The 26,147-nt window shown below is 63.5% G+C and carries 21 protein-coding genes; 5 read left to right on the forward strand and 16 right to left on the reverse strand.

The features are described from left to right. Positions 1 to 1,127 precede the first annotated feature (1,127 nt). From Q2T94_RS08070 to Q2T94_RS08105, 8 genes are all read right to left on the reverse strand, one after another. Entirely contained in the window at positions 1,128 to 1,583 is a 456-nt protein-coding gene (locus Q2T94_RS08070) for a hypothetical protein (protein WP_264271061.1), read from the reverse strand. A gap of 85 nt (positions 1,584 to 1,668) precedes the next feature. Further along, positions 1,669 to 1,845 carry a hypothetical protein gene (locus Q2T94_RS08075; RefSeq protein WP_302263606.1) on the reverse strand — a complete coding sequence of 59 codons (177 nt, stop codon included), beginning with the start codon at positions 1,843 to 1,845 and terminating at the stop codon, positions 1,669 to 1,671. Between the two features lie 318 nt (positions 1,846 to 2,163). Then, positions 2,164 to 2,292, reverse strand: coding sequence for a hypothetical protein (locus Q2T94_RS08080; RefSeq protein WP_264271062.1), 129 nt, complete (start codon positions 2,290 to 2,292; stop codon positions 2,164 to 2,166). 2,297 nt (positions 2,293 to 4,589) lie between these two features. After that, positions 4,590 to 4,913, reverse strand: coding sequence for a thioredoxin (gene trxA, locus Q2T94_RS08085; RefSeq protein WP_264271063.1), 324 nt, complete (start codon positions 4,911 to 4,913; stop codon positions 4,590 to 4,592). Positions 4,914 to 4,962: 49 nt separating this feature from the next. Then, positions 4,963 to 5,949, reverse strand: a complete 987-nt coding sequence (trxB, locus tag Q2T94_RS08090) for a thioredoxin-disulfide reductase (protein ID WP_264271064.1) — start codon at positions 5,947 to 5,949, stop codon at positions 4,963 to 4,965. Between the two features lie 108 nt (positions 5,950 to 6,057). Continuing rightward, positions 6,058 to 7,659, reverse strand: a complete 1,602-nt coding sequence (locus Q2T94_RS08095; RefSeq protein WP_302263607.1) for a hypothetical protein — start codon at positions 7,657 to 7,659, stop codon at positions 6,058 to 6,060. 143 nt (positions 7,660 to 7,802) lie between these two features. After that, positions 7,803 to 9,524: a murein biosynthesis integral membrane protein MurJ gene (gene murJ / locus Q2T94_RS08100; protein WP_264271066.1), complete on the reverse strand. Its 1,722-nt coding sequence runs from the start codon at positions 9,522 to 9,524 to the stop codon at positions 7,803 to 7,805. Beyond that, positions 9,508 to 10,053: an NUDIX hydrolase gene (locus tag Q2T94_RS08105; RefSeq protein ID WP_302263608.1), complete on the reverse strand. Its 546-nt coding sequence runs from the start codon at positions 10,051 to 10,053 to the stop codon at positions 9,508 to 9,510. Before Q2T94_RS08105 ends, murJ begins: the two co-directional genes overlap by 17 nt. A gap of 169 nt (positions 10,054 to 10,222) precedes the next feature. Here Q2T94_RS08105 and Q2T94_RS08110 point away from each other — a divergent pair, with 169 nt between their 5' ends. Then, positions 10,223 to 11,662, forward strand: a complete 1,440-nt coding sequence (locus Q2T94_RS08110; protein ID WP_302263609.1) for a CCA tRNA nucleotidyltransferase — start codon at positions 10,223 to 10,225, stop codon at positions 11,660 to 11,662. A gap of 400 nt (positions 11,663 to 12,062) precedes the next feature. Further along, positions 12,063 to 12,209: a hypothetical protein gene (locus Q2T94_RS08115; protein WP_302263610.1), complete on the forward strand. Its 147-nt coding sequence runs from the start codon at positions 12,063 to 12,065 to the stop codon at positions 12,207 to 12,209. Positions 12,210 to 12,513: 304 nt separating this feature from the next. On the opposite strand, the gene Q2T94_RS08120 is transcribed toward Q2T94_RS08115, so the two are convergent. Continuing rightward, the gene (locus Q2T94_RS08120; RefSeq protein WP_302263611.1) at positions 12,514 to 13,398 is read right to left on the reverse strand and encodes a Cof-type HAD-IIB family hydrolase; all 885 of its coding nucleotides are present in this window, start codon (positions 13,396 to 13,398) and stop codon (positions 12,514 to 12,516) included. A 350-nt stretch (positions 13,399 to 13,748) separates the two neighbouring features. On the opposite strand from Q2T94_RS08120, the gene Q2T94_RS08125 reads away from it, so the two are divergent. Together Q2T94_RS08125 and Q2T94_RS08130 are read left to right on the forward strand one after the other, a co-directional pair. Further along, on the forward strand, positions 13,749 to 15,059 hold the full coding sequence (locus Q2T94_RS08125) for a hypothetical protein (protein WP_302263612.1): 1,311 nt from the start codon (positions 13,749 to 13,751) through the stop codon (positions 15,057 to 15,059). Positions 15,060 to 15,202: 143 nt separating this feature from the next. Continuing rightward, positions 15,203 to 16,888, forward strand: coding sequence for a formate--tetrahydrofolate ligase (locus Q2T94_RS08130; RefSeq protein WP_436836823.1), 1,686 nt, complete (start codon positions 15,203 to 15,205; stop codon positions 16,886 to 16,888). Positions 16,889 to 17,019: 131 nt separating this feature from the next. Here the strand turns inward: Q2T94_RS08130 and Q2T94_RS08135 are convergent, their stop codons facing one another. The 7 genes from Q2T94_RS08135 to Q2T94_RS08165 all read right to left on the reverse strand — a co-directional run bounded on the left by Q2T94_RS08135 (position 17,020) and on the right by Q2T94_RS08165 (position 25,180). After that, positions 17,020 to 18,099 (reverse strand): inositol-3-phosphate synthase, encoded by a 1,080-nt coding sequence (locus Q2T94_RS08135; RefSeq protein WP_264271073.1) that lies wholly within the window; start codon positions 18,097 to 18,099, stop codon positions 17,020 to 17,022. Positions 18,100 to 18,228: 129 nt separating this feature from the next. Next, entirely contained in the window at positions 18,229 to 19,461 is a 1,233-nt protein-coding gene (locus Q2T94_RS08140; protein ID WP_264271074.1) for a DUF6716 putative glycosyltransferase, read from the reverse strand. After that, positions 19,458 to 20,474: a hypothetical protein gene (locus tag Q2T94_RS08145; RefSeq protein ID WP_302263613.1), complete on the reverse strand. Its 1,017-nt coding sequence runs from the start codon at positions 20,472 to 20,474 to the stop codon at positions 19,458 to 19,460. The genes Q2T94_RS08140 and Q2T94_RS08145 overlap by 4 nt, the downstream gene beginning before the upstream one ends. Beyond that, positions 20,461 to 21,825: a polysialyltransferase family glycosyltransferase gene (locus Q2T94_RS08150; protein ID WP_302263614.1), complete on the reverse strand. Its 1,365-nt coding sequence runs from the start codon at positions 21,823 to 21,825 to the stop codon at positions 20,461 to 20,463. Before Q2T94_RS08150 ends, Q2T94_RS08145 begins: the two co-directional genes overlap by 14 nt. Further along, the gene (locus Q2T94_RS08155) at positions 21,822 to 22,847 is read right to left on the reverse strand and encodes a glycosyltransferase family 2 protein (protein WP_302263615.1); all 1,026 of its coding nucleotides are present in this window, start codon (positions 22,845 to 22,847) and stop codon (positions 21,822 to 21,824) included. The genes Q2T94_RS08150 and Q2T94_RS08155 overlap by 4 nt, the downstream gene beginning before the upstream one ends. Before the next feature lie 129 nt (positions 22,848 to 22,976). Next, positions 22,977 to 23,870 (reverse strand): N-acetylneuraminate synthase family protein, encoded by an 894-nt coding sequence (locus Q2T94_RS08160; protein WP_264271078.1) that lies wholly within the window; start codon positions 23,868 to 23,870, stop codon positions 22,977 to 22,979. Between the two features lie 86 nt (positions 23,871 to 23,956). Next, positions 23,957 to 25,180, reverse strand: coding sequence for an acylneuraminate cytidylyltransferase (locus Q2T94_RS08165; protein WP_302263616.1), 1,224 nt, complete (start codon positions 25,178 to 25,180; stop codon positions 23,957 to 23,959). 413 nt (positions 25,181 to 25,593) lie between these two features. On the opposite strand from Q2T94_RS08165, the gene Q2T94_RS08170 reads away from it, so the two are divergent. Continuing rightward, the gene (locus Q2T94_RS08170; RefSeq protein ID WP_302263617.1) at positions 25,594 to 26,046 is read left to right on the forward strand and encodes a MarR family winged helix-turn-helix transcriptional regulator; all 453 of its coding nucleotides are present in this window, start codon (positions 25,594 to 25,596) and stop codon (positions 26,044 to 26,046) included. Positions 26,047 to 26,147: the final 101 nt, after the last annotated feature.

The following is a 26,147-nucleotide window of genomic DNA, read 5'->3' on the forward strand; positions in this document are numbered from 1 at the left end:
GCGGCGTCCGGGCAGGCTCGTTGGCTCCCCGCAGGTACCACTTCACCAAGGTATTCACCGCGAACGTGTGCCTCAGGTCGTGGAGCTTAGGGCTGTGTGGCGCGCCGACTCCCACGCCGCCTTCGCGCATAGGTCCCGGAAGGTCCCGCCGACCACGGTATAGAAGAGCCCCTTTCCGGTGACGGTCACGAGGAACGCGTTGGTCTGGCGCTGGGGATGCACCGCACCCCGCAGTTTTGTATAGGAGCCCATGGCCTCCCTGGCCCCATTCTGGAAGGGTACGAGACGGGTCTTTCCGCACTTAGATTCCCGGATCAGCAACGCTCAACAACCCAATCAGCGATTTGTATGTTGCCGCAGGCAGCCGCGGACCCAGTGCAAACCGAGACTGGGCCATCAACCCCGCGACGTACCGGGCCGAGTAGATGTAGGGAGGGTGCCACCGTCCCCGATGCGGGAGCAAACCGACAGGAGGGACCCCCGTGCATCGGCTGGAGGGCAGGCACACCTGAGCACGTCCACGACGAGGTCAGGCCGAATAGGTTTTCGGGGGCTGGTTCGATCAGGAATACTTTCCTAGGTCCCGCGTGTCCGATGTCCGCGTTCCGTCGCAGGAACCCACCAACTTCTCCACCTCGGTGGCGTCAGTGAAACGGGCAGGCCGGCATCCCTCCATCCTGCGACCGACGACACTGAAATCGCCAGATCCAGCTCTGCCAGGTGGAGCAAGAGCGAACGAACCTCGGCCACGCGTCCGCGCGCGGAACCCAAACTCACCCGCCCGCTCTCGAGCAGCATGAACGCTGCCACGTCCGACCTCCGCAGGGCGGACGGTTGTGTCGAGGAACCGCCGCGCCAAATTGGCGTATCGAAGTATGGTCATTTCCGAGAGATCACGCTCAGCAGCCAGCCAGTGCCGATAACCCCGCAAGAAGGCTTTAGGGGCTGATGGCGGCTTGACGAGTGCGGCCGGGAGCACGTCCTGCTCGCGTAGGAAAGCCATCAGCAATGTGTAAACGCTCCGGTGCTTTTTCTGTCGATACCCGGCATCGTGCCGCTACTCATCGAGGGGTTCCACCCTGCGCTCGTTGAAGTCAGAGACCGTCAATCCCTCCAAGACAAGCCAGTTACCAACATTGCCAACCACCTTCAACATGCCCCCGGTCGTCCCAGGCGTGTAGCCCAACGACGACAGTCGTGATTCGAACTCCAAGATATTGGGCACCATCCGTCCCGGTTTCCGCCGCGTACCCACCATGATCCTGCCCTCCGTTCCGGACACCTTGTTCCTTGGAAAGCAGCATCAACCCCACCACGGGACCATGTCGATGGACGCCAGCGGTTTCCATCCCGTTTCTCATGTGGGCAAGGGTCGAGTCCGACGTTCCGTGAAGGGTATCGGCATAATCCCGACCTCGGCACAGGGCGATGACGTTCAACTGGTTCTTGGTCAGTGACGCGAGCTCCTTGTCCAGACGGTCCTCCTCCTTGGCAAGGCGCAGTATCACCACCAACGCGGAGGTGGTGAAGAACCTCGCCTGGATGCCCTGCCGGCACTCGGCGGCCACCAGTTCGGTGGCCATGTGCGTTTTATCCCGTGCCCATGTCTGCGTAAAGGAACCGGTCTTGGACTCTTTCGATGAAGTCCAGGGATTCCAAGGGATGGCCTCAGTAGTCCTCGGGGAACCTGACGTTGCTGTAGTCGAACCCGGTGAGGACTTTCATGGCCGGCAGCAGTGCGGCCTTCAGCAGTTCTTGCCGCCCCGATTCGCGTTCGGACACCAACACCCCGTGTAGGTAGTCACTTTGCTTCGGGGTGCCCTTCTCGGCCCATTCGGTCAGCACTGTGTCGGTGAGCGAGGCATGCTTGCCGGCCTCGAGCAGGTATTGGACGGTGATCGATCCATGCGGCTTCTCTGGTGGTCATATTCAGGGTGGAGAAGGTGTCGTAGAAGCTCAAGTCCACCTTGGCGGGACAGCATGGCCATGTCCAATTCGTGCCCATGCGCGATCAGGGTGTGGGCGGCCTTTATCGCGACCTTGAACCCGGTGGTCCCGGGCGCGGCATCCACCGCGTTGAACAACCATCGCCGGTCGGTGGCGGTGGTTTTGTCCAACCAGTCACGCCGGGTCGGTGACCAGAGTCCGCAACGGCGAATGGGCTCAGTTACCGGGCTTGATCACCAGCATCAGGACCAGGGACGCGGGGACGAAGATCGTCTCGGTGTGCTTCCCGAAGGCGCGCGGGCAGGTGCAGACCAGTGAGGAATGCTTGTCAAGAATCTGTACCACGTCGTGCCCGAGCACCACGGTGTTTTGGGGAAAGCTGGGGAGAGGCGCAATGGCTGAATAATCTGCTCGGAGTGCATGCGGGATCTTACTTCGGTACGGTTTCACGTGAAACATCTAGTTCCTATCGTTTGAGAAGGGAATCGAGACCTGGCCAAGATGTTGAGTGTTTCACGTGAAACACTCCGTAAGCGCGTAAGGCACCAATCGTGATCTACGGAGGCTGGCCGTGTTTGTTTCACGTGAAACAGTGCCCATGCCGCCCAACCTAGGGTCGAATCGTTCAGGATGAAACGGTCGGTATGCCGATCCCTGACCGCAGTAGATCACGGTCGTCGCGCGACTGGGGGAGCGGCGCACAGGAGCGCAGAAGCCGCGTACGCGCAGCTTTGGGGGAGTGGCGGCGCATGCAAGGCGCCTCGAACGGTAAGCCCTCCATTGTTGCAGTGACCCGCACGCGCCCAACGGATAATGAATTCGAACTAGCCCACGGCTTCAAGCCTGCCCAAACGGTACTACTGGCATGCTGAACATGGAGGGATGAGGGGCAGGATCGAAGGCCTTTCCCATGAAGGATCGATAAATGTAACCCAATCCTGTTCATCCCGTGGTGTGCATGAACCATCATGGATATGAGCGACATGCGGCCCGGGAGCCACACACCGGGGACAACGGTCGCTCATGACAGATGCCTGATGACCAATCGGCATCCGGGTTGGTTCGCGGAGATGCGAATGCGCCGGTCAAGATCATCCGTCACCGCCTGATTTCCTGTCGGGCGAAAATCGCGGGCAGTCACAAACTGCATGCACATGACCGGCGACCATCCAAGGCTCACATGCAAACTTGCCTCGCGAACTCAACGTCGAGGTGCCGTCGCTCGGGACAAATCACGCTTGATTAGAACGGAGAAAGAATTGCACACGCCGCACCGCCCGCTGGATACTCGACGGTGGGGTATCGCAGAGAGATTTGGTGGCTGCTTGGTGACGATTCATGGACGTCCTGAGCGTTGAGCGAATTTTGGTGATGAATATCTGACTCTAAGAGAGTCACCAATATTGCCGTTCAGAGCCACCAATTGCGCCTTGGAAGGCGTCAATACTGCGCGTGGGGACCATCCCGGGGAAACGGGAATAGTCTTCATGGGAACCGCTTTGCCGTCGACTTGGAGCAGGCCCTGCGAAATGAGTGAGTCGGTCCGGCCTCGACCGATTGCCCCGATTGCTCAGGACAACATGCTGCTGGGCACCGCGAAGCTCTGGAAATGCACTGCGGACTCCATTCTGCCGCCGATCCGCGGGCTGTTGCCGGAGCGCGCTACAGGGAAGGGGCTCTGCCTGCGGATCGAGTCTTGGGACCGCCGCTGCGGCTCAACCTCGCCGGTGCTCTGCAGGCAGTATCCGTAGAATGGCTACCGCCATCGACTCGGCTTCGGCGGCCACGCCGAAGCGAACATGGACCGGACCATTATCAACACCATCTGTAGCGAAACCGGAACGTACAACTTGCGCGAGAAGATCGATGCCGTCCAGGCCGGCGAGGAACCGTTGGAGGCCGGTGGCAATATCCGGTGGCTCTCAAACCTCCGGATATTCAGTCGACGTCGAACAGGCACGGCGGATGCTCTCCGCCAAGAGGTCTCACGGCTCCCCGCCCAAGAACATCGAGGGGTTGGGAACCGATGGGGAGCTGACAACGGCAAGCCTGGAACGGATGCGACCATTGAATTGCTCAGTCGGTGGATCGTGCACGCGCGTGCGTTGAACAACGAGGCATCGTCAGACCCAACACGAACCAAGCCTGAAGCCACGGATTCACTGTCGCGCAAAGGAAAACGTCTGCGTCAATCCTGGATATGGCGGGGCAGTGTGTGGGTGACGAGCTGCAGACCAGCGGTCCGTGAACTTCACGGACGGTCGGATTTGATCGGGCGTGTTGCCCGAACAGGGGCAAGTGTTTCGGCGCGGACTGACAGCGTTCCGTCATTGTTGCTGTTCGCGAAGCTTGAGGCTGCAAGCAAATGGCTGAGGTGTCGACAAGCCGGAGGCCATCTATGGCAGGTGTGTAGATCCTAGTGAGTTACGGAAACTAAAACCGGGCATCGATGCCGAGTCGAACAGGATCGACTACGTTTTCTAGGTAAACAAACAATTTCAATTGTATATGGACAGCACTTGTTCCAGAGCGTATCCATTGTCGTTCGATCGGGAGACGGACCCGAGGTAGGGCTTAAAAAATGCTCGGTGCATCCGGCCCGTGGGGCGGATGCACCGAGCTGGTGGATTCGAGGGCGCGTATTAGAGGTACGCGGCGAATTCCTTTTCCAGGACCGGCTTTGGCTTGGCGCCGATGGAGGTCGCGACATGTTCGCCGCCCTGGAAGACGTAGACGGCGGGGATGCTGGTGATCCCGTACTTGGCGGCGATGGCCGGGTTGTCATCGACGTTGACCTTGACCACGTCGACCTTCTCGGCGTGCTCGGCCGCGATCTGCTCGAGGATCGGGGTCAGCTGGCGGCAGGGGCCGCACCATTCGGCCCAGAAGTCCACGATGACGGGCTTGGCGGCCTCGAGGACATCGGCCTGGAACGTTGCGTCGGTGACGTCTTTGGTCTGGCTCATGGCCTGCACCTTTCGTTAAGGATTTCTTCCCAGTGCTTGGGAAGGGGATCTAGTTGGAGACGGAAACCGCTGCCGGGGTCGCGGCGTTGGAGTGGACGTCTGCGAGGTAGTGCTCGACGTCCAGGGCCGCGGCGCAGCCGGAGCCGGCGGCGGTGATGGCCTGGCGGTAAGAGGAATCGATGACGTCTCCTGCGGCGAAGACGCCGGGGAGGCTGGTCTTGGAGGTGCGGCCTTCGACGGCGATGGTTCCTTCGGCCGTGAGGGTCAGTACGTCCTTGACCAGGTCGGTGCGTGGGTCGTTGCCGATGGCTACGAACATGCCGGTGACCGGGACGTCCTGGCGGGCGTCTGTCTTGAGGTTGCGCAGCGTCATGCCGGTGACCTTCTGCTCGCCGGTGATGCCAACGACCTCGGAGTCCCAGATGAATTCGATCTTCGGGTGGGCCAGGGCGCGATCGGCCATGATCTTGGAGGCGCGCAGGGTATCGCGGCGGTGGACCACGGTGACCTTGGAGGCAAACTTGGTCAGGAAGAGTGCTTCTTCCATGGCCGAGTCGCCGCCGCCGATTACGGCGATTTCCTGTTCGCGGAAGAAGAAGCCGTCGCAGGTCGCGCACCAGGAGACGCCGTGTCCGGAAAGGCGCTTCTCGTCGGGCAGGCCGATCTCGCGGTAGGCCGAGCCGGTGGAGAGGATCACGGCGTGGGCGCGGTACACGGTGCCGTCGCCCAGGGTGACGACCTTGACGTCGCCGGCCAGATCGACGGCGGTGACGTCGTCGAAGAGGATCTCGGCGCCGAAACGCTCGGCCTGCTTCTGCATGTTGTCCATGAGGTCCGGACCCATGATGCCCTCGGGGAAGCCGGGGAAGTTTTCCACGTCGGTGGTGTTCATGAGCTCGCCGCCGGCGGTCACCGAGCCGGCGATGACCAGGGGCTGCAGGTTCGCACGTGCCGTGTAAACGGCCGCGGTGTAGCCGGCGGGGCCCGAACCGATGATGATGACGTTGCGGATGGCGTCTTGTGCTTCTGTGGCCACGGGTCGGTGAACCTTTCATGAGTGCGGCCTGGTTCAAACACGCCGCGGGTAAGGGGGACTGTCCTGCATAACAGCCAATGCAGTGTTGGTATTCCCGGCCGGGTGGGGCTAGGAGACGCGGAACTCGCCGATTTGCAGGCCGTACGGGCGGGAGGCGTTGCCGCCCGAGGCGCGGCGCGGCAGTTCGGTGACGTTAAGGAACACGTATTGCCCCTTGGCAGCTGCACCGTTCTCGCCGCTGACCGGGACGCTTACAGTCGGTCCGGTGAAGGAACCGCTGGAAACCATCTTGGCATCGGAAAGGTCGTCCGTTTCACCGACGCGGATTTCGAAGGATCCACCGGTGCCGTTCAAACCCTCAAGCTGGATTTCCGTGACGTCGGAAACTTCTTCCAGCTCCGCGATGAGCACCATGTTCGATGCAAGTCCGCCGAACTGGGGGGACGTGTAGGAGTATGACCTGTAGAGGCTTGCCGGGTTGCCGTCGATCGCCTTGGAAAGGGTGCTGTCCGTCTCCGCGTTGAGGTCCTGGTTGCCAGGCACCATGCGCGAGAGGTCGGCGACCACGGGCTCGACGGGGGCGGCGCTCGGCGATTCCGAGGCCGGCTCGCTGCCGCCGCTGGTATCGGGGGCACTTTGCGTGGGGGAGTCGCTGGCCACGGGTTCGGGGGCGCGGCCGCCCAATGCGTTGAAGGCGAAGACGACGGCCAAGACCAGCACTGCACACAGCAACGCACCCACGAGCAGGCGCGTGGTCTTCTTTCGGCCTTCACCAGCTTCCTCGTCCTCATCCTCGTAGTCCTCTTGCAGCGGCTCCGAGTACGACTGGGCTGCGACGGGGAAGCTGGAGGCCACGCGCTGGCCCGATTCGTCGACGTTGATGCCACGGGACTTCTGCGCCGCTGCAAGGGCGGCAGCGGACGTCACGACGGGTTCCTCGGTGTGGTCAGTGGTTTCCATCCGAGTGACCTTGGGAGCAGGCTGGCCGACGGGCGGTGCCGTGGGCGCCGGGGGAGTGGTGGGGGTGGCCTGCGTCGCGGCAGGGGTTTCGCGTGGCGCGGGGGTCGGGGAGGAAGCCGCCGGGGCAGGGGCGGAGGGAGAGGACGCCGAAACGGCAGGAGCCTGCTCGGTGCTCGAACCCACCGATGCAGCGGGCAGAACCGGGGGGACCGACGGCGGGGTCTGCTTGCCGCGGCCGAAGCGGCCCTTGATGCTGTTTAGTTTCTCGTTGAGGCTGATTTCCGGCAGCCGGTCGAGCATGGATGGACGCTGCTCTTCCTGGGTGCGCTGGTCCTCGTAGTATTCGGCGTCGTCTTCGTAGCGTGCCGGCTCCTTTGAGCGGGTCACGCCGAAGATCTCGGTCCCCAGGGTGTCGGTGTAGAACGGCTCGACGTAGGGGGCATCGACCTGGACCACCAGATCCAGAAGGTCTGCGGGCTCCGCAAGGTTTGTCACCAGGTAGGTGTTTCCCTCGGAAATTCCCAGGTCCAGGACCTGGACCGCGGCATAGCGTTCGCCGGTGGCAATTTCGCGCGCACTCGTGGCCAGCTGCGAGGCATTGGCCGTTGAACCGACCAGGATGCTGACAGGCCGGTTGAGCACCTGATCGATGCCACTGAGGACCTGGTCTCCGTCGGCTGAGGTCAAGACCAATTCGGTGACCTGGTAGCGGCCGCCAAGCATGGCGCCGGCGTCGATGGGCTGCGACACGATTCCCTCCCGGGATTACTTTGCGTTGCCGGCACCCTCGTGGGTGCCCCGTTCCATGTTACCGGGATGGGGACGGGATTTCTCGAAGTCCCAAGCCGAAGCCGGGGGCGCGCCGAGTCTCCCGAACCCGCCAGTTGCTCCGATTACCGCCGCAGTGAAGGGATTCGGCGGGCCAGCGGACCCAGGAAATCATCTAGCTCCTCCGAGCGCATCAGGCGCAGCAAAATGATGTAGACCAGGGCCATGACGGACCCGACGACGACAATCGAGACGACCGCGGCACCGATGGAACTCCAAGCAAATCCCCAGTCGTAGCCGCCCAGCAGCCACAGCACCACAGCCCCCACGGCACCGGAAATGGTGGCCATCATGCCGATGCGGATATACGCGGTCGCGACCCTGGCGCTGCCGTAGTCGCCATAGCGGCGGACGATCAGGAAGTGCGCGATCACCGCGGAGAGCACATTGGTGGCACCGTAGATCAGCGCCACGGCCCGGGCGATGTCCGTTGTAGGCAGGACCTGCACCGCGACGAAGGCCAATGCGACGGTGAGGCTGGCGACAACGGTCTGGATCAGCATGGGGGTCTTGGTGTCTTCCTCGGCGAAGAAGACACGGATCATGAAGAAGTGAATGGACTTGAATGGCAGCCCGAGCGTCGTGAGAAGCAACAACTGGCCGATGGCGGCGCCCTGCAACATCGCGGTGGAGGAGCTGCCGGCAAACAGCCGGCCCAACGGCCCGGCGAGCACGATGAAGGCCACCGAGGCGAAGACGATCGGAACCGCGCTGGTGCGCAGCCCGCGAGAGAGCAGTGGCGCTATGTCCTCGCGGCGTTTCTCATGGAAGGCCTTGGTGAACTCGTTAAAGAGCATTGTGGCCAAGGTGAGGGCAAAGATGGAGTGTGGCAGCACGGTGATCAGCTGGGAGGTGTTCAAGGCGTATTCGCCCGGAACCGTAGCCCCGCCGTCGGGCAGCAACAGACGTGCCGGAGCCGCGGCCGAGACGAACTTGGAGTTGATCAGTGAGGCGATGTTGCCCACCATCATCGACCCCAGCGTCCAGGCGGCCAGCTTGCCCACGTGCCGCAGGCCCATGCCGCGCCAGGAGAAATCCGGGCGCAAGTTCAGTCCGACGCGGCGCAAAGGCCAGAACAGGGCCAGCGCCTGGACCGCGATGCCCAGGGTGGCGCCGCCTGCCAGCAGGACGGTCTGCTCGGAGGTCCAGGCGGCCAGCTGGTCGCCGTCCCCGGAGTAGGCGCCAAAGAGGATGATGAAGGTTCCGATGGTGCAGATCTGCACCAGGTTGTTGGCCACCGGTGCCCACATATAGGCACCGAACCGGCTGTGGGCGTTGAGCACCTGGCCAATCACCGCGTAGACGCCGTAGAAGAAAATCTGTGGCAGGCACCAATACGCAAACGTGGTTCCCATGGCGATCATCGCCGGGGTCCAGTCCAGGGTCAGCACCTTGATCAGCGGTCCCGCCATGGAAACCAGCAGCACCGTGGCAAGGCCCATCACCACGATCGTGAGGGTCACGAGCTTGGAGGTGTACGCGGATCCGCGGTCGGACGCCTTCGAGGCCTTGATGAGCTGGGGAACCAGCACCACGTTGAAGATGCCGCCGGCCAGCAGCATGAAGATGATCGTCGGGATGACGTTCGCCTTCTCGAAGATGTCGGCCATCGTGGTGCTCGAGCCGATGGCAACAGCCAGCAGCGCGGTGCGGATGAAGCCGAGTACGCGGGAGACCATGGTGCCCGACGCCATTAGCGCGTAGGCCTTGGACTGGCTGTGTGATTGCTTGGCCGGGGTCTGTGGAGGCGTGCTGGGACGCGCGGGGTGTTTAGATACCTGGGACATAGTTGGGGAGCACTTCACGCGCAAGATCGGCGATGCGCCGCTCATTGGGGAAGGACAGGCGCTTGCCGAGATCAAGCAGCGGGACCCACGCCACGTCCACGGCTTCGTGGTCCGGGTCGTTTTCGATGGTCAGTTCGCCGCCCGTTGCACGCAAGAGGAAATGGTGCACGGTCTTGTGGACGCGGTAGTTGGTGACGGTAAACCAGTAGTCGACCGAACCCAGCGGGGCAAGGATGTCGCCGGCGATGCCGGTTTCTTCCTCGATTTCGCGGACGGCTGCTTCTTCGTTGGTTTCGGCGCCCTCGGGGTGGCCCTTGGGCAGGCACCATTCAAGGCGTCCGCCGCGGTTGTACCTGGCGATAATGGCCACCGGCAGGCTGGGAAGCGACGTGTCGATGACGACGCCGCCGGCCGAGATTTCCTCCACAGTGGGCAACGGGTGGTGTCCGGTGCCCACCTGCGCCTGCGCATGCGCCATTGACGCAGTCAACGGCGTGCGCTTCGGGGCGCTGGGAACTGGATGAGCCATGGAAACCACTCTATCGGTTTTGCGTCACTTCGTGGCTTGCCCCGCCCGCTCGGCGCGTGATTCCATTCTTCGGTGCGAAGCGGCGGCATCAGGCGTGTGGAAGCTAACGCCGAATCGGGGAGGCCGGGAACATGTCACCGTCCCGAAAGTCTGGCACCCTTAAAGAACTATGCAGCAGCTACCGTCCCCACAGGTCCTCTCCGATATTTTGCCCCCCGTCATCTTTGAGCTGGGGCAGCGGTTTGTCGATTCCGGCTTTGAACTATCCCTGGTGGGGGGACCGGTGCGCGACCTCTTCCTGGGCCGAGTGTCCCCGGATCTTGACTTCACCACCAGTGCTTCCCCAGATGAAACCCTTGCGGTGGTGGCCGGATGGGCCGATGCCACTTGGGAGGTGGGCCGCGATTTCGGAACGATTGCGCTGCGCAAGGGCGAGCACACCATCGAGGTGACCACCTACCGGGCCGATGCGTACGACCCTTCCTCCCGCAAGCCCATCGTGGCCTTCGGCCGCAGGCTGGAAGACGATCTCTACCGCCGCGACTTCACCATGAACGCGATGGCGCTGCGCCTGCCGAGCCTGGAACTGGTGGATCCATACAACGGAGCCGCCGACCTGGCCGAGGGCGAGGTCCGCACGCCGGGTGCCCCGTCCATGTCCTTCTCCGACGACCCGTTGCGGATGATGCGTGCCGCGCGATTCGCCTCCCAGCTGGGCATTGGCGTGGCGGACGAGGTGCGCGCGGCCATGAAGGAAATGGCTGAGCGGATCAAGATCATCTCCGCCGAGCGTGTCAGGGACGAACTGGTGAAGTTGATCAACGGTGTCGATCCGCGCGCCGGCATCGACCTGTTGGTGGACACGGGGCTGGCAGACATCGTGCTTCCGGAGGTTTCCGCCTTGCGCCTGGAACTCGACGAACACCATCGACACAAGGACGTCTACCAGCACTCGTTGACGGTGCTGGAGCAGGCCATGGAGCTGGAAAGTGATGCGGAGGGCCCGGTGCCGGGTCCCGACTTCGTGTTGCGCTTCGCCGCACTGATGCATGACATCGGCAAGCCGGCGACTCGCAAGTTTGAACCGAACGGTGCTGTCAGTTTCCGCCACCATGACGTCGTCGGTGCCAAGCAGGTCAAGGCCCGCATGCGCGCCCTGCGTTTCGACAATGACACCACCAAGGCGGTGGCCCGCCTGGTTGAACTGCATATGCGCTTCTATGGGTACGGAGATGCAGGGTGGAGCGACTCGGCGGTGCGTCGCTACGTTCACGACGCTGGCGACTTGCTGGAGCGGCTGCACCGGTTGACGCGGTCGGACGTGACCACGCGCAACCGCAAGAAGGCGGACAGGCTTGCCTTTGCCTACGACGACCTTGAGGCACGCATTGCAGAGATCAGCGGGAAAGAGGAAATGGCCGCCGTGCGGCCGGACCTCAACGGCCAGCAGATCATGGAGATCCTTGGGATCAAGCCCGGTCCCGTGGTGGGTCGCGCCTACAACTACCTGCTCGAGCGTCGCCTGGACAACGGGCCGATCGAAGAAGAGGAAGCAATTGCGGCGCTGCTCCAGTGGTGGCGGATGCAGCCCGAAGCAGCAGAGCAGTAGGCCAAGGAGTCCCCGGGGGAACCTTGTCCCGGCGTGTCGCACCAAACACGCCGAGACGAGGTTCCCCGTTTTAAACTCTTGGAAAAATGAGTGGCGTAACCCTATCGCGGTGTGTATCGTGGAACCTGTGATTGAGAAGTCTCAATGAGACATCGAAATCCAATAGACAATGTTGGCGCCAGAATCTTCTGGCATGTTCTTCCAGAAAAGGAGGTGGGAATGATGATTACTTCAATGAATTTCGGCGGCTTCTATGTGCCCCGTCATGGCTTCGGCGGCCTTACCGCTCGAGCCACTTCCCCCGCCTCCGGAACGGCGCCCTGCTAGTACTTCCCTAGCTTTTCAAAGTTCCCGAGGCTGATGAGTCATTAATCGACCAAATCCTTGAGGAACTTTTATCATGTCTACCCAGATCTCATCGATCTCCACCCAGGTTGCTCGCTCCGCTGAACTAATCTTCACCGGGCCGGAAGCGCTGCGTGCCCGCAGCTCGCGGCCCACGGAACAGGCCACCTTCCGCTCCTCCAACACCGTTGAGGGGAGGTAACCACCATGAGTGCAAAGGAACGCAAGCCAAAGAACAAGGCTTGGCTTCAGACGCAGTTCAACCCCGATGCAAGGGATCGCGAACTACGTCACCACCTTCCGATGGACATGATCTTCCGCGTGCGGTGAGTGAATTAGGACCAGGTCTCCACAAAGCCTGGCCCGGAATGCAAGTCACTCACCCACCCAGGAGCATGACCATGAACGAGTATGTAACCCACTGTGCAAAGCCCGCCGGCTTCGCCGGCGGGCTTTGCCGGTTAAAGTTGGTTCCTGCCACTTGGCAATCGGAAGCAGGCGGCTGCTCAGTCGAGCTGCGCGCGCCAATGGCGGAGGAACGCCAATCCTGCATGGTCGTGGATGATGTCCTGTCCCAGACCTAGATCCCGCGCGGTAAGCACCGGGTAGGGTTTCCCTGCAGGAATGCCGTCGCCCGGGCGCACGTCGACGTGGCTGACCCGGTGCCCGTTTTGCGCCAGCCAGTCGGCCATGGCGTAGTCGGTGCGGGAATCGCCAACCGTGAACCACTCCGCGGGGAAGATGCCATCCGCGGCCAACAGCTCGAGGGTGCGTCTGGCACCGAGGTCCTTGCCCAGTTCCACCGACTCAATGTCCGTGGAGATGATGGTCGGGTCGACCCGGTAGGAGATTTCCTCATTCGCATCCGGTTGGCTTACCTCCAGTCGTTCAACGCCCAGGCCACTGCGGGCCATCGCGTCCATGGCGGCCGAATCGAATTGCTCTTGGGCGCGCCGGTATTCATGGTTCGCTGCATCGATGTTTTGTTCCACCGAAACCATGGCGCGTTTGGTCTCGTCGAAGAACATGTGGTCGTCGAATTTGGAGGCCACCAGCTCTCGAATTTCATCCGAATAGTGCCCAGGGACAGCAAGCCCGTGGTCGATGTGGACTTCCCCGGCGCCGGTTGAATCAAAGGTGAACCAAGTGGCTCCCTTTTCGCAGATGGCGTGGATTTTAAGGTTTTCGGGCATGCCCGACGTGATCATGGGTCCCATCACCTGGCGCTTGATGAACTCGTCGGAACGCCCGGTGTTGAAGACAACGGGGATTCCCGAGACGGCGAGTTCCAGGAGCAGGGAGATGACCTCCGGTGCGACATCGCGGGTCACCGGAGATGCGATGGGACCGTCGACATCGAGAAGCAAGGCAAATGGGGGAGTTGAGGACATGACTTCCATTCTCCCACTGCGCGGGAAAGGGACGGAAACCTCGAACCCTGGCGCCCAAAGGGCACGGTCCCGCTGGCACTGGAGTTATCCACAGATTCGCCGGCACCGGTCAATCGCATGGGCGCAATTCCTAGGATGAGGGCATGGACAAGGGAAAACGGAAATATGCCGTTGCAGTCGTACTCTGTTGTGTCGGGCTGATGGTTGGTTCCTGCACGCCGGGACCGGAATCGGCCGGTGGAGCAATTTCGGGAACGGACGCCTTGGCGCCCGCTTCACCTGCGGTCGACGCGGCGGCGGAACTAGCCAATCGCCGAACCCGTATGGTCGAACCCTCATGGAGCGTGAAGATGAAGGTCTTGGACCGCCCCCGGGTGGTCAACGGGGTGGCGGTCGTGCTCGCCGAAGGGGCCAAAGGGCTGCAGCTGGTGGGGCTGAAGGAAACCACGGGCAAGAAACTCTGGGGCGTCACCGTTGTCCCGGGCTGGGTACCCAGCGGCGTCAACATGACGGTGGAACTGAGTAAGACGGCCAAGGGGAAGGACATGGCGCTCTTCCTGGAGAAATCGAAACCACGCGATGGCTGGAGCGGAGGTGTCTGGACCAAGCCGGTGGCCGTGGACATCGCCTCGGGCAAGGTCGTCTACAAGGGGCCCGCGCAACTGATCAGGTCCCGACCGTCCTCCTGCCCAGACAGCAAGGACATGTGCTATCTCTCGATCAACCCCTACATCAATGACGAGCAGCGGATGCGTGTCGACCTCGACCGTGGAACCCAGCGAACCCTCACGCCGCAGTACAAGTTGGGGGATTCCATCTTCCCAATCAGCGGCGGGGAACTCTACGGGCACTACACCGGAAACACGAGCAACCTCCTGCGGCTCAAGGGAAACAAGAAAGTGTGGGGAGTGTCCCTGGCCAAGGCCATGGGACCGGGCTACACACCCGGTCAGGGCTGGAACGTTGACTACTCGGAAAAGCTCGGAGTCTACTCCGGCTGGATCGGCCGAGAACACAAGGAAACCCAGGACAGCAAGGGAAACGTCGTCGCCCGCGATACGGACTTCCGCCAGGAAATGATGTTCGGCATAGATGCCGAAAACGGAAAGACCCTGTGGAAAGCCAAGGGGGCAGCCACTTACTGCCTGCCCCCCATGGGCCGGAAACAGACTGTGCTGGAGGAGGGAAAAGCCTATCCAGTGAGATGCATCTTCGACTCCGGAAGATTTAAGGAAGCCAAGGGAACCAAGGGCAGATTCGAGGATGTCAAAGTCCATTTGGAAGGGTTCGACCCGAAAACCGGGAAGGTCATCTGGAAGACCAAAAGCTACCCAAGGGCTGCCGACCTGGATGTCGCCCACGCACCCGATGACGGCGGGGCAAGCCTCTTCCTGGCAGCGGAAGAGACGCCGACGTTGCTAGACACCCGTACCGGCAAGACCATCAATGTCGCCGCCGGGGAACGCTTCCTGTGCACCAAGGATGCCAAGTACACCAAGCCCGAGGATGGCAACGGCGGGACGCTGCTCTATCCCTGTGCGGCAGGCGGCAAGGAAGCCAGAGGTGTCAGTGTCGGCGCGCTCCAGGCACAGGATTCCGGTGAAAGCCACGTGGTTCTGGGCTTTGCCGGAGCGGTCGCTGCCTTTCCGGTGGATCCCTAAAAGGCCGAGACCTGCCGGTCACGGGGCCGGGCTTCTCCTTGTTCCGCTGATGCGGTGATAGCTTGAAGGTGTAGCGAGGACGGCCAGACTCCTTGAACGTCCTCAATCACCCCGCCACCGGGAATCCAGATAGGGGACACACTATGACAGCGATGCCGGAAGCCGACATGAGTGATCTAGCGATTGCTTCGCGGGCCGTGCTCAAGCCAATTTCCGAGATTGCCGCATCGGCCGGGATTCCGGAAGACGCGGTTGAGGCCTACGGTCGCTACAAGGCCAAGATCGATCCGGCACGCCTGAGAGCACGCGGGGCGAAACTCGGAAAAGTGGTCTTGGTCAGCGGAGTATCCCCAACGCCCGCCGGGGAGGGGAAATCCACCATCACGGTGGGTCTGGGAGATGCCCTTGCGGCCGCCGGCGCCAAGACGATGATCGCCCTGCGCGAACCGTCGCTGGGGCCGATCTTCGGCATGAAGGGCGGAGCCACCGGTGGCGGTTACTCGCAGGTCCTGCCCATGGATGAGATCAACATGCATTTCACCGGGGATTTCCATGCCATCACCAGCGCCAACAACCTGCTGATGGCGCTACTCGACAACCATCTGCATCAGGGCAATGCCTTGGGAATTGACCCGCGCCGGATCACCTTCAAGCGCGTCATGGACATGAACGACCGAGCCCTGCGCAACATCGTGATCGGCCTTGGCGGCCCGACCGAAGGTGTTCCGCGCGAAACGGGATTTGAGATCACCGTGGCCTCGGAAGTCATGGCGGTCTTCTGCCTGGCAACCGGTCTCGATGACCTGCGGACTCGCCTGGGCCGGATGACGATCGGATACACCTACGCCAAGACCCCCGTCACCGTGGACGACCTAGGGGCGTCCGGCGCCATGACTATGTTGCTCAAGGACGCCATCAAGCCCAACCTGGTCCAGACCATGGCCGGAACGCCGGCGTTCATCCACGGAGGACCGTTCGCCAACATCGCCCACGGCTGCAACTCGGCTATCGCCACCAATACTGCCCGTTCGCTGGCCGACATCGTGGTCACCGAGGCTGGCTTCGGGGCGGATTTGGGCGCCGAGAAGTTCATGGACATCAAGGCCCGCTATGCCGGCTGCAATCCCGATGCGGTGGTCCTGGTGGCAACTATTCGTGCTCTTAAGATGCATGGCGGCGTGGCCAAAGACGCGTTGAAGAGCGAAAACGTCGAAGCGGTACGCGACGGCATGGCCAATCTGGTCCGGCACGCCCAAAACGTCAGGAAATTCGGGGTCCAGCCGGTTATCGGCATCAACAGGTTCACCGCGGACACCGAGGAAGAAATCGCGGTTGTCACCGAATGGGCAGCCGCCAACGGCATCGAATGCGCTGTGGCGGATGTCTGGGGACAGGGGGGAGAAGGGGCCGGTGAGCTGGCCGCCGCCGTGTTGCGGGCCATCGAGGCCCCGAACAATTTTGCCCCTCTCTACGACTTGGATCGTCCCGTCGAGGAGAAGATCCAGACGGTCGTGCGGGAGATCTACGGAGGCGCCGGAGTCGAGTATTCCGCGGCTGCCACGCGGATGCTCAAGCAAATCCATGACAACGGCTGGGACAATCTCCCGGTGTGCATGGCCAAGACCCAGTACTCGTTCTCCGACGACCCCACGCTGCTGGGCGCTCCCGAGGGGTTCACGCTGCACGTGCGGGATCTCATTCCCAAGACCGGTGCCGGGTTCATCGTGGCGATCACCGGGACCCTCATGACAATGCCGGGCCTGCCCAAGGTTCCGGCCTCGATGCGCATGGATGTTGACGAAAACGGGCGGGCCGTCGGCCTGTCGTAATCGCGCTGACCCGGCAATGATCGCGGGAAGGCGCAGGGACCCCCTGGTCGGGGATTAACCGTCGAAGCCACCACGGGCAACCGTGGTGGCTTCGACGGTTCGCACCCCTTACACGGGTGCGGCGTTGAGTCCTAGGCTTCGCCGCGGATGAAGGCCTCGACCTTTTCCTTGGCGATGTCGTCGTTGTACTGCTCCGGCGGCGACTTCATGAAGTACGAGGAAGCCGAGAGAATCGGTCCGCCGATGCCGCGGTCCAGGGCGATCTTGGCGGCGCGCACGGCATCGATGATGACACCTGCGGAGTTCGGGGAGTCCCACACCTCAAGCTTGTATTCCAGGGACACCGGGGCATCACCGAAGTTGCGGCCTTCGAGGCGCACGAAGGCCCACTTGCGGTCATCGAGCCAGGCGACGTAGTCCGACGGGCCAATGTGCACGTCGTCGGCCTCCAGCACCGCGGTGGTGTTGGAGGTGACGGCCTGGGTCTTGGAGATCTTCTTGGACTCCAGGCGGTCGCGCTCGAGCATGTTCTTGAAGTCCATGTTGCCGCCGACATTGAGCTGGTAGGTGCGGTCCAGGGTGACGCCGCGGTCTTCAAAGAGCTTGGCCATCACGCGGTGGGTGATGGTGGCGCCGATCTGGGACTTGATGTCGTCGCCGACGATCGGGACGCCGGCGGCGGTGAACTTGTCGGCCCACTCCTTGGTGCCGGCAATGAACACCGGCAGGGCGTTGACGAAGGCCACGCCGGCGTCGATGCATGCCTGTGCGTAGAACTTTGCGGCGGCGTCGGAGCCGACCGGCAGGTAGCAGACCAGGACGTCGACCTGTGCGGCCTTCAGCGTTTCAACCATGTCCACCGGCTCAGCGGAGGATTCGGTGATCGTCTCGCGGTAGTACTTGCCCAGGCCGTCGAGGGTGTGGCCGCGCTGCACCGTGACGCCCGAGGTCGGGACGTCGGCGATCTTGATGGTGTTGTTCTCGGAGGCGTGGATTGCGTCCGCCAGGTCCAGTCCGACCTTCTTGTCGTCCACGTCGAAGGCAGCCACGAATTGCACGTCATTGACGTGGTACTTTCCGAACTGGACGTGCATCAGGCCGGGAACCGTGGCCTGCGGGTCCGCGTCACGGTAGTACTCAACACCTTGCACCAATGACGTGGCGCAGTTGCCTACGCCAACAATTGCAACCCGAATCGGATTTTCCGACACCTTGTCTCCTCAAAATCAAAACTTCTGGGCAGGGGAAGGCCCACCGTCCAGCACATCTACAATGCTAAGTGAGAAAGCGGGACGGTTATTCCCAACGGGCTTCTTCAGTGGTACAAGCGGGCTGGCGGATCAGATCCGCGAGCCGCGTTCGCGCAGCCACCAGCGCCGTATCCGCAGCAGCGCCTCGAGGGCAGGGCGTGGCAGCGAGGTGCGTACTCGCTGCCTGAAAGCGACGTCACGGACCATGGCCAGCTGCTCGTTCGAGGTGGTCAGCGCCTGGTTCTGGGCACGCTGGGCATAGTGGGAAAGCGCGGAGATGAATTCCGGGCCGCGGCGGTGGAAGTAGTTTTCCCGCAACCACGCGCGATTCGGGAAAGAAAAGTGCAATGTTGCCGCGTCATCAAGGGTTCCCAAGAGCCCGGAGCCTCGGAAGACTGAGTTGAGCATCTGGTCATTGAGGCCGAAATCGGTCATCACCAATACCGGCAGTCCACGATCCACCGCCTCCAACGCAGCCGTGGAGGAGACAGTGAGCAACGCGGAACCGGGAACCAGCACCCGGTCCATGGCTCCGGTCACGAACTCCACGTGCCCGGCCCCGACCTTCCCCTCGGCCACCAGCTGCTCCCACAGGGCGTCGAAGGGGTGGGCCTCTGCATGGGTCTGTGGTTCCCCGGCACGGGCGCGGAGCTTGACCAGAACGCGCACGTCCGGGTTCAACCGCGCCACCCGTTCAAGGGCCAGCAGGATCTCCTCGCGTTCGGCGCGCTGGACCGGGACCTTGGCCTGGGAAGCGAACACCACGGTGTCGATGGGGGAGGTCTGGGGCTGCGGGAACCCGGCGGTCTTCAGGAAAGGAAGCTTCGAGACCAGGATGTCGGGGCTGTGGCCGGTCTCCATGTCGGCCAGGTGCGAGAATTCGCGGGCCTCGGCATGGGAATGCACGATAAACGCGTCCCCGCTTCGCCGGTAGGCCCATCCCTTGGTGGTCGCCGGGTAGGCGACGCCGGGCAGCGCCGAGATCAGCGCAGCGGGGCGCGCCGAGTTGGTCTTGGAGCGCAGGAGCTTCGTGAAAAGCTCGCTGACCACCGGTCCGGTGGCCGCGGCAAAGATAATGTGTTCCTCGAGCGAGTCGTAGTTCAGCGCGGCCCGCGGAATGACCGGAATGTCCTCGGCCTCGAAGCAGGTGCCGGCGGTAGCGGCGGCAATCTGTTCCGGGGTGGGGGCGATCGGGGTGCGCACCAACACCACGCGGCGGTCCCATTCCGGTCCGAGGGCCGAGAGGGTGGTGCAGGCCAGCTTCAGGTAGGAATCGGAGTCGGCCACGGCCACGATGCTGGGTCTGAATGAAAGATTGTTCACGGGGTCAACAGCTCCAGGGACGAGGACAAGTGGGAACGAAGTTCTGGGGTGGCGGCGGGTTTCCACCAGGCGGCGGGGATCCCTTGGCCCAGGATCCGCACCCCGCCCTCGCCCAGCAGCAGCCGCAGGGACGGCAGGGCAGTGGACGGCAAGGCCCGCACGACCTGGCCGGGGCGCAGCGAGCGCAATCGCATTTCGATGGGGATGGTGTGCTCGCGGACCACGATTCGGTCGTGGTCCGCGAGCAGGGCCAGGAACTTCCCCGACTCGCGGCGGTGCGGGAAGTAGGCGACGGGCCCGTCGAGCGTCAGCGAATCCAGCCAGCGGAAGTACGGCTCCGCGTGGATGAGCCCGTCGGCGGCCATGGCCGAACCGACAACCACGGTGGGCTCGTTGATCCGCTCGGTCACCGGTTGGGTGTTTAACCATTCGAAGCGGTGGGACTCCAGGTGCCCGCCCAGCTCCAGGAACCGTTGCGCGATGTCGGGCTCGACGGGAAGGGCAGTGAAGATCAGCAGGCGGCCCGCCCGGGCCAGGGCGCGCAGGCGGTACCAGCTGGCGATGCCCAACGCCCGGCGTGCCGGGTTCGTGCGGGAGCGCGGACGCACCAAGGGGGTCGGCTCGGCGGACACCAGCGCCTTGATGAGACCCAGCGTGGCCAGGCCGTCGTCGATGATCACCACTTCCTTCACGGCGATGTACCCCAGCATGGCGCGCTGGACCCTTCCCGAATACGCGTCGCCTATCACCCAGCGCCGGGCCCCGGCGGATCCCGGCGCGGGAGGGGCAGCGGTGGACGGCGCGAACTGCACGCCCGCCGGGGCCTGCGCGATGAGCGTGGCCAGGGTGGCGTCTAGCGTCGTGGTGCCCCCGCGCGGGTGGATGCGGCTGGTGGTTCCCAGCAGCCCGGCTCCGTGCGCCTCGATGGCGGAGAGCAGTTGCAGCGGGGATTCCACCCACACCTCGGCATGTCCGAAGCGGGGACGGGCGACGGCCGATTCAGCGGGATACACGGGAAGAAGTCTCCTGGAGCGTGCGTGCCAATTTCTCCAGGGAACGGGAGCCGACGCGCAGGGCACGACGCTTGATGCTGCGTCCCCAGACCCGGCTGCGGTTGGCCCGCGAGGGGTGGGCCCAGGTCGGGGGCAGGTCCAGGGCGGCCAGCCGACGGCGCTTGAAATGCGCGGCAAAGGACGAGTAGTTCGACTCCAGGAACGCGGCGGCATCCTCGCGAAGCCCGGGCAGGTTGCGGTACTGCATGCAATAGGCCACGGCGCGCAGCAGTGGGGTGAGTTCGTCGTCGGGACCCGCCTCGGCGGGCGTTGCCAGCTCCTGGACGAGCAGGGCGTCGACGATCGAGACAGGGATGCGGTTGCTGTTCTGGTAGGGGCTCAGTTCCTGCAGCAAGTCCCCGGTGCCCACGGCGATGACAGGGGTGCCAAGCATGTACTTGGCGCTGATCAATGCCGTGGAGAAGCAGGAGATGACCACCAACGGGCTCATGAGCGTGATGACGGTTTCGGCCAGCAGGTCGGTGTGCAGGATCCGGAACTCCAGACCCAGGGACTCTGCGCGGGCACGCAGTTGCAGCGCGGCGGTCGGGCCGGCGCTGGGGTGCGGCTTAAACACCACGGAGCCCGCCCCGGCCTCCCGGGCTGCCAACAGCATGTGATGGTGCAGCTCCAGTTCCCTGGCCGTGTCGAGGATGCCCAGCGAGCCCAGGTACTGGCCCACCACCAGGGCTGCGCCTTGGGGCAGGTCGAGGCCGGCGGGCCCTGCCGCGGCTGCCAGCTCGGCAAAGACGGCGGCCAGCGGCTCGAGGCGCAGGACCTTGCGCTGTACCGGGGCCTCGAGCAGCAGCATGGGCTCCAGGCCCGGCACCAGGTCGATGTGGATGGTCTCGCGCAGGCGCTGGGTCATCTGCACGGACAGCTTGTTGCGCGTGGGGCCGTAGGACATCAACCCGTCCGAATGCACGGAGATCGGTGCGTCGAAGAAGATCCTGGCCAATGCCTGGGCCGGGTTCACCTGGATGGATTCGAGCACCAGCGACACCTGCCCCGCGCCGAGGTTCCAGCGGTGGCGCAACAGCTTCTCGAAGAGCGGGAGTTCCTCGTTCCGGGGATTGAACTGCCCCGGGCGGCGTGGCCACAGCAGCTCGCCCAGGTCCACCACGTCGTCGAAGCGTGCGGCCAGGGCCTCGAAGCCCGGGTTCCCGCGCAGCGGTGTGGTGATTTCGGGCATCTGGCTGCCGTTGGCCAGCACCAGGACGCGGCGCTCGGCCTCCGGGAGCAGGCCGGCATCGACCATCGCGGCCAGCGAGACGACCTGGAAGTAGGTGGACGCCTGGATGAGTTGGATCATTTGCTTTCCCTCTTGGCCGCGGCGGAGGGCCGCAGGCCGGTCAATGTCTTGCGGCGCTTGGCGTCGAGTTGGGCCAGCCCGTCTTCCAGCAGCGGTGCCGGCACCATCGCCAGCCGGTCGGCGATGCGCAAGCGCAGGGCCTGGCGCAGGGCGGGCGGGAACTCGGCGGAGCGCTTGAGGTGGTGGCAGGAAACGGCGAGGAATTGCCGCAGTGCCTTGGGTGCGTGGGCCTCGTGCGCCGGATCGTCCAGCACCATGTCCAGGATCCCTGCATAGGCGTTCACGAAGTCCAGTTGCCGGTCGTCGAAGACCTGCGTGAGGGAGCCGGGAAGTCCGCGGCGGTAGAAAACCCCCGGCGCGTTCAGGACCGCGTAGCTTTTGGCGTTGAGGCACAGCTCCCACATCCAGGCCCTGTCCTCGCAGGTGCGCAGCTCCTCGTTGAAGCGCGGTGCAGCGGCCTCCAGCACCTCGGCGCGGTACATGCCCGCCCAGACCAGGGGGTAGTCGATCATGGTCGCGGTGTGGATGGGGGAGATGTCGTCGGCCGGGTCCAACACGATGTTTCGGTTGGCTTGCGGAGCGTGGTGCAGGGTCCGGTTCGCGCCGGTGACCCGGACGTGGTCGCAGCGCACGAAGTCCACGTCCAGTGCCTCCAGCCCGTCGGCCAGCTGTGCCAGGTGGTTCGGGGCAAACCAGTCGTCGGGATCCAGGAAGACCACGAATTCGCCGCTGGCGTTTTCCAGCCCGGTGTTGCGGGCGGCGGACACCCCGCGGTTGGCATGGTGCGTGAGGATCTTCAGGCCGGGAATGCGTGTGCCGAACTCCGCGGTGATTGCCACGGTGGCATCGGTGGAGGCGTCATCGACAACCAGGACTTCCAGTTCCCTTCCCTTCAGTTGCTGGAGGGCCAGGGACGCCAGGGCGTCGCCAATGAAATCCTGCTGGTCCATCGCGGGGATGATGACGCTGATGCGGCCGGGGACGCGGGCCTTGACGGGGGGAAGTGTGGCTGTGGAGGGCATGGGGATCTCGGTGTGGTCCTTAGGTCTGGGAGGCTGGTCGACGGCATATGTGGCCACCTAGTCCCGTGGGGTGCCCGCCTGGTAGGCGGACACCCCACGGTGTTGAAGCTATGCGAAGAATGCTACGGGTTAGGCATCGACGCGGCGCAGGCGGGACAGCGGTGCCAGCTCGCCCGGGAAGACCTTCTTGACGCCGTCGCCCATGGCCTGCTCGAGGATGCGGATGTCGCGGATCAGTGCCTCGAAGCCCTTCGGCTCCAGCGAGGAGGCCTGGTCGGAGCCCCACATGGTGCGGTCAAGGGTGATGTGGCGCTCGACGGTGACGGCGCCCAGGGCGACTGCTGCCAGCGAGATCTGCAGGCCGCGCTCGTGGCCCGAGTAGCCGACCGGAACCTGGTAGCGCTCCTGCAGCGTGGTGATCATGCGCAGGTTGGCCTCTTCTGGAGGCAGCGGGTAGGTGGAGGTTGCGTGCATCATGACCAGCTTGTCGGTGCCGAGGGTCTCCACGGCCTTGTCGATCTGCTCGATGGTGGACATGCCGGTGGAGAGGATGATCGGCTTGCCGGTCTCGGCCAGGGCCTTGAGCAGCTCGATGTCGGTGACCGAGGCGGAGGCGACCTTGTGGGTCACTGCGCCCTGCTCTTCCATGAACTCGACCGAGGGGACGTCCCACGGGGAGGCGAAGGCGTGCAGGCCCTGTGCTGCGGCGTAGCGGATCAGTTCCTTGTACTGCGCTGCATCGAATTCGACGCGGTAGCGGTAGTCCAGGTAGGTCATGTCGCCCCACGGGGTGGAACGGATCTTGTCGCGCATGTCCATCGGGGTGGAGATGTCGGGGGTGCGCTTCTGGAACTTCACGGCGTTGGCGCCGGCCTTGGCGGAGACGTCGATGAGCTGCTTGGCGATCTCCATGTCACCGTTGTGGTTGATGCCGATCTCGCCGATGACATAAACCTGCTGGCCGGTGCCCAGGGTCTGCTCGCCGATGGCGACGGGTGCGGTTTCCGTGGTGGTGATAGTCATGGGGGACTTTCCTTTCGTTGATTGCCGGACCGTTCGGGTTGGTTATGTGAAGGTCACGGCGAGAATTGGTGGAAAACTGTGGGGGCCTAGCGAACCAGTGAGGGTTCCAGTGGCCCGGATGCCGGGACGGCGGCCGTCACGGTGTTTTGGCTGGTGGTGCCGGCCAGGATGAGGTCGGCGGCTTCCCGCACCGCGCCGCGGCCGCCGAGCCGCGAAAGGCGGTGCCGGGCCGCGAGGTGTACGGAGTCTTGGGCGTCGGCCACCGTCAGTGGCCAGCCGACTTGGTTCATGGCGTCCAGGTCGTTCACGTCGTTGCCAAGGTAGGCGACGCGTTCCGGATCCAGGCCGCGGTCGGCGATCCATTGGTTCAGGACGGTGGCCTTGTCGCTCACGGCTTGGGCGACTTCCACGCCGAGTTTGGTGGCCCGGGCGGTGACCACGGGGTTGGTTTCCGTGGACAGGATCAGCAGGTGGATTCCTGCCTTCTTCAGCAACGAGATGCCCATTCCGTCGGAGCGGGAGACCCGTACCGATTCGCTTCCGTCCTGGCCGAGGTAGGCGGTGTCCGGGGTGTGCACGCCGTCGAAATCGGTGACCAGCGCGTCAACGTCGATCCCGGCCACGGGCGTGTTGTGGGTCAGTCGCCATTGGGCCAAGGCCAGATCGGCCTCGGTGTCGATGTCGATTCCGTGGTCCTCCGGCACCTGGGCCAGGGCCAGGGAACCGAAGAAGCGATGTTCCGCCTCAAGGAATCCCGCGGTGTCCATGACGTAGAACGCACCCGTTTCGCGGAACCGCGGTTCGCGGTCCTGCCGTCGCGGACGCCGTGCGGCATCGTGTCCGCTGGCCTGGGCGGCCCCGGTTTCGTCGCAGCTCCAGTGGAACCCGTGGTCGGGAACCACGGCAAAGCTGACGTCCGCCGCTCCGCTGGCAACCGTGGTGATGGCCGCCTGCAGGTCTGCCGGGTCGATGACCGGCGAGGTGCATTGGATGAAAACAGTGATTTGGGGGAGAACGTCCAGCGTGCCCAGGGCGTGCAACAACACCGATTCGCTGCTTGCTGTGTCACCGGCGATCTCTGCCGGGCGGTCGATGACTGTTGCGCCGTTTGCCAACGCCTCCGCCTTGATGTCCGGGTGATCCGTGCTGACCACGACGTCGAGAACTGACGGCGTGGCAAACGCGGATTCAATGGCCCGGGCCAGCAAGGTTTGGCCGCCGATCCTGCGCAGGTTCTTTAGCGGGATTCCCTTTGATCCCCCGCGGGCCGGGATGATGACCAGGGTCTTCGCTTCGCTGTTCGTACTCACAACCAAAGACGCTATCGGCGCAAGTCAACGAGCCGACCGCATTTAGGTTAACGGGAAGCGACAACTGGGAGACTATTGGGAAATGTCGATGATAACCCCTTGTCAGGACGCTTTTGCCATGGTTGAAATTAAGGATTGGGTATCGCTTGGGCAGCCGGGTTGCCCCAAAGGGAAGGTAAATGCAGGCCGGGCATGGGGGGCAGGGTTTCGTCGTGCGGCGGGTGCTGCACCGGGACCGGAGCGCGAATCCGGTCGGTGACGGGGCCACCGTGGCTGGCACGGCGTATCCGGGGATGTGTACCGCGTCCGGCCCTAGGGCACGCGGGCTGCCGTCGGCCGGGTCTCTCGCGACGGGAACTGTTTTCCGTACCTATGATGGATGGACGGAACCATCCACCAAAGCAGGGAACAAAGTGAGCGAAAAACCGCCGGTAGATCCGCTGGCGTTGGAGAACCAGGTTTGTTTTGCGCTGTCCTTGGCGTCGCGCAGCGTGGTCGCGGCCTATCGGCCGGTCCTTGAGCCGCTGGGGCTAACCCATCCCCAATACCTTGTCATGCTGACGCTCTGGGAGCATGAACCTCTGTCAATCAAGGGCCTTAGTGAACTGCTCCAATTGGACCCCGGAACGCTGTCGCCGCTGGTGAAGCGAATTGAAGCTCTCGGCTATGTGCGGCGCAGCCGCAGTGCGGCCGATGAGCGGACCCTGGAGATAGTGCTGACCGAAAAAGGCAGGGACGCCCGGGAGCTTGCCCTTGAGGTGCCCAGGGAGATGATGCGGCGTCTGGATATGGACGGCGACGAACTCGTTGCCCTCCACGCGACCATGAAGAAGGTCATCGCGGCCGCCTCCAAGGCGACCCACTAAGACCCTCCGAATTCGTCGGAGGATGTCCCGGGGCAATTAGTTGGTGTACCAATCATTGGCTTACACTTGAACCGAGGCAGCCCACCGGACGATCCGCTCGC

It is taken from the genome of Paeniglutamicibacter sulfureus, from assembly GCF_030512175.1.
GTDB lineage: Bacteria > Actinomycetota > Actinomycetes > Actinomycetales > Micrococcaceae > Paeniglutamicibacter > Paeniglutamicibacter sulfureus.